General features: G+C 48.0%; 3 protein-coding genes and 1 pseudogene. All 4 read left to right on the forward strand.

Annotated features, from left to right (window positions below; genetic code table 11):
• Positions 1 to 554: 554 nt before the first annotated feature.
• Positions 555 to 905, forward strand: a complete 351-nt coding sequence (gene flhD, locus QZ506_RS07285; protein ID WP_291970087.1) for a flagellar transcriptional regulator FlhD — start codon at positions 555 to 557, stop codon at positions 903 to 905.
• 2 nt (positions 906 to 907) lie between these two features.
• Positions 908 to 1,475, forward strand: a pseudogene (gene flhC / locus QZ506_RS07290) (flagellar transcriptional regulator FlhC).
• A 129-nt stretch (positions 1,476 to 1,604) separates the two neighbouring features.
• Entirely contained in the window at positions 1,605 to 2,489 is an 885-nt protein-coding gene (gene motA, locus QZ506_RS07295) for a flagellar motor stator protein MotA (protein ID WP_291970083.1), read from the forward strand.
• Positions 2,489 to 3,499 (forward strand): flagellar motor protein MotB, encoded by a 1,011-nt coding sequence (gene motB / locus QZ506_RS07300; protein ID WP_291970085.1) that lies wholly within the window; start codon positions 2,489 to 2,491, stop codon positions 3,497 to 3,499. Before motA ends, motB begins: the two co-directional genes overlap by 1 nt.
• The last annotated feature ends 173 nt before the right edge of the window (positions 3,500 to 3,672 follow it).

The following is a 3,672-nucleotide window of genomic DNA, read 5'->3' on the forward strand; positions in this document are numbered from 1 at the left end:
ACCGCGCTGCTTGAGGGTCTTGTTATAAGAGGGCCAGTTGGTGATTTTAAAATTTTGTTTTGCCATGGAGACCTGATTTTGAAACAACTGTGGTGATCTGCTCCGATGATTACCCAAAAGTTCTATTTATTCAACAAAGCCATGCTACTTGTGAAAAAGATGGGCAATAAACGATCTGGTAAGAGTTCTTACCACTAGGCTTTTCGTGATAATACCTTTAAGTTATGTGAGAAGTATCACATAATTACTAAAATTATTCTCTGGTCGCGTTGTGTGTTTGAGGGATTAGGCGGTACAGTTGCGAGGATTTAGGAATAATCCTATGCTTCCTGATGCAGTGATTTAGGTTGTCATACGGGGTAAATGGATAAGCGAGTTGGGCAGCAAAAGAAGTTGGTTGTAGCATGTGATTGTCGTAATAAGAAAGTAAAGTAACAAAAGATAGTCTCTGGCACCGAATGCTTTCATGCCATCAATGGCGAGTGATTTTTAACCGGGCGATAGCCTCTATCCCCCAACTTATGCTTTGAACATAGCCTGTCGAGATGGGAAATATGGGTACCTATGAATTACTCAAGCACATTTATGACATAAATCTGTCTTATCTGTTACTGGCACAACGTTTAATCAACGACGAAAAAGCTTCTGCAATGTTCCGTTTAAGTATTGATGAAACCATGGCAGATACTCTTATGCATCTTACACTGCCTCAGATGGTGAAACTGGCAGAAACCAATCAACTGATTTGTCATTTTCGCTTTGACGATCACAACACGATCAAGTTATTAACACAAGAATCCCGTGTGGATGATTTACAACAAATCCATACTGGAATTTTGCTGTCGAGTCACTTATTAAACCAGTTATCTTCGAAAGACGATAATTTGCCTAAGAAAAGGGCATAATAATGACGGAAAAGAGTATTGTGCAGGAAGCAAAAGACATCCAGTTAGCGATGGAATTGATCTCTCTGGGTGCTCGATTGCAGATGTTGGAAAGTGAAACACAATTAAGTCGTGGGCGTTTAATTAAACTTTATAAAGAGCTCCGGGGGAGCCCACCTCCAAAAGGAATGTTACCCTTTTCCACGGACTGGTTCATGACTTGGGAACAGAATATTCATTCTTCCATGTTTTATAATGCGTACGCTTTTTTGTTAAAGACCAGTCGTTGTAATGGTGTTGAAGCCGTTATCAAAGCCTACCGTCTTTATCTTGAACAGTGCGCACCCAACAATGATACGCCGTTACTTGCCTTGACCCGCGCCTGGACATTGGTGCGTTTCGTGGATAGCGGTATGTTACAGTTGTCGTCGTGCAATTGTTGCAACGGGATGTTTATTACGCATGCTCATCTGCCGAAAAACAGTTTTGTTTGCAGCTTGTGTCAGCCCCCCTCCAGAGCGGTAAAAAGACGTAAACTTTCACCGAATCTTGCCGATATACTAGGATGAACCGGTAAAGCATGCTGTCTGAGCCTAGTGGCGGTTGTGAGTCTGTCTCAGCCCGTGTTGTTTCGGGCTGAGTACATCCCTCCTCAAGAAATTCCTGCTCGACGAATGTCTTACCTCAGCTTCCACCCGCGATTTGTTATAAGGAATTCTTGTGCTTGTTATATTGGGTTATCTCGTAATAATAGGTTCGATACTGGGTGGTTACCTCATGGTTGGCGGGTCGCTGGGCGCGCTGTATCAGCCCTCGGAACTGCTGATTATCGGTGGTTCGGCGATGGGCGCGTTTATCATCGGTAACAACGCCAAAGCCATTAAAGGTACGGTTCGCGCCCTCCCTCAATTGTTCAAAGGATCCAAATATAGCCGGGATCTCTATATGGATCTGATGGCGCTGTTGTTTCGTCTGATGGCGAAATCGCGTCAGCAGGGGATGCTTTCTCTGGAAGGTGATATCGACAGTCCGCGTGAGAGCGAGATTTTCTCCAGCTACCTTCGTGTGATCGCCGACAGTCACGTCATTGAATTCATCACCGACTATATGCGCCTGATGATCAGCGGCAACATGAATGCGTTCGAAATCGAAACGCTAATGGACGAAGAAATCGAAACGCTAGAGCACGAGCTCGAAGTGCCGGCAATGAGTCTGAACCTGATGGGGGATGGACTTCCTGCGTTTGGTATCGTTGCGGCGGTTATGGGGGTAGTGCACTCCTTGGCCTACGTCGATCGTCCTGCTGCTGAACTGGGGATAATGATTGCGCATGCCATGGTGGGGACGTTCCTAGGGATCTTGCTGGCATACGGCTTTGTTTCGCCACTGGCATCACTGCTGCGTCAAAAGAATTCGGAAAAGGTAAAAGTTCTGCAATGCATCAAGGTGACGCTGCTCTCCAGCTTGAACGGTTACGCGCCGCAGATTGCCGTTGAGTTTGGGCGTAAAACGCTGTACTCCACAGTCCGTCCGACCTTCACCGAGATGGAAGAACATATTCGTCGTGTGAAAGCACCGGCTCAGCAGGCTGCGGAAAGTGACTAATGAAACATCAGCATCCGATAATACGCAAGAAAAGGAAGTCTAGCCACGCGGCGCACCATGGCGACTCATGGAAAATCGCTTATGCTGACTTTGTGACCGCTATGATGGCGCTATTTTTGGTAATGTGGCTTATCGCCACCGCCAGCCCATTACAATTGACGCAGATTGCCGAATATTTTCGGACTCCGCTCAAAGTCGCGTTAACGTCGGGCTCTCACGTCAGTGAAGACAGTAGCCAGATTCCCGGTGGGGGCAATGATTATACTCAGCAGGAAGGTGTCGTCAAGCGTGAACCTGAGATGCCTCCTGAAGCCAATCAGCGCGACAGACTCGATGACATCCGCTTGAACAAATTGCGCGAGCAACTGGAACAGCTGATCGAATCTGACCCGCGCCTCAGAGCGTTACGTCCGCATTTGCTGATTGAAATGGTCGATGAAGGGTTACGTATCCAGATCATTGATAGTCAAAACCGGCCCATGTTCAAAACCGGCAGTGCGCAGGTTGAGCCCTATATGAGCCATATCCTGCGTGCGGTAGCCCCCATTCTTAATGATATCCCCAATAAGATCAGCCTTTCAGGTCATACTGATGACGTACAGTACGCCCAGGGGCAGCGTGGCTACAGTAACTGGGAGCTGTCTGCGGATCGCGCAAATGCCTCCCGGCGTGAGCTGATTGCGGGCGGTCTGTCTGATGGCAAGGTTCTGCGCGTGGTAGGCATGGCAGATACCATGAGTCTAAAACAGGCCGCGAACAAAAACGACTCCATCAACCGCCGGATCAGCTTGATGGTGCTTAACCGTGATGCGCAGCGAGCCATTGAGCAAGAAAACAGCGAAAGCCGCGCGATTGATATCGACAAAGCGGAAACTTTGCAAAATTTGCCTGCCGAGAACACTAAACCTGACGAGCCGGCTGCCGACAATAGCAATAACGGTGCAAGCAATGCGCAGGTCTCGGGGGGGCGCCACGGGCGTGGGGCCAACGAACAGCGCGCCTTCCGGTAGCAGCAACACCAGTTCGAGCAGTACCACAATCAATAACATGTACTAGCTCAGACCTGATCTGACAGTTACCGATTATTTATACAGGTGTCTGTCAGATTACATCTGGTTCAGATTCTTTTCTGCCCAGATCCGTTTTCCATCGAGTAAAGTGGCCATCGGCGTACGCCCGCAGC

This window comes from Candidatus Symbiopectobacterium sp. (assembly GCF_020054415.1).
GTDB lineage: Bacteria > Pseudomonadota > Gammaproteobacteria > Enterobacterales > Enterobacteriaceae > Symbiopectobacterium.

Excerpts from the sequence above, each read along its gene's own strand:
- flhD (WP_291970087.1), top strand. The coding sequence starts at position 555 with ATGGGTACCTATGAATTACTCAAGCACATTTATGACATAAATCTGTCT.
- motB (WP_291970085.1), top strand. The coding sequence starts at position 2,489 with ATGAAACATCAGCATCCGATAATACGCAAGAAAAGGAAGTCTAGCCAC.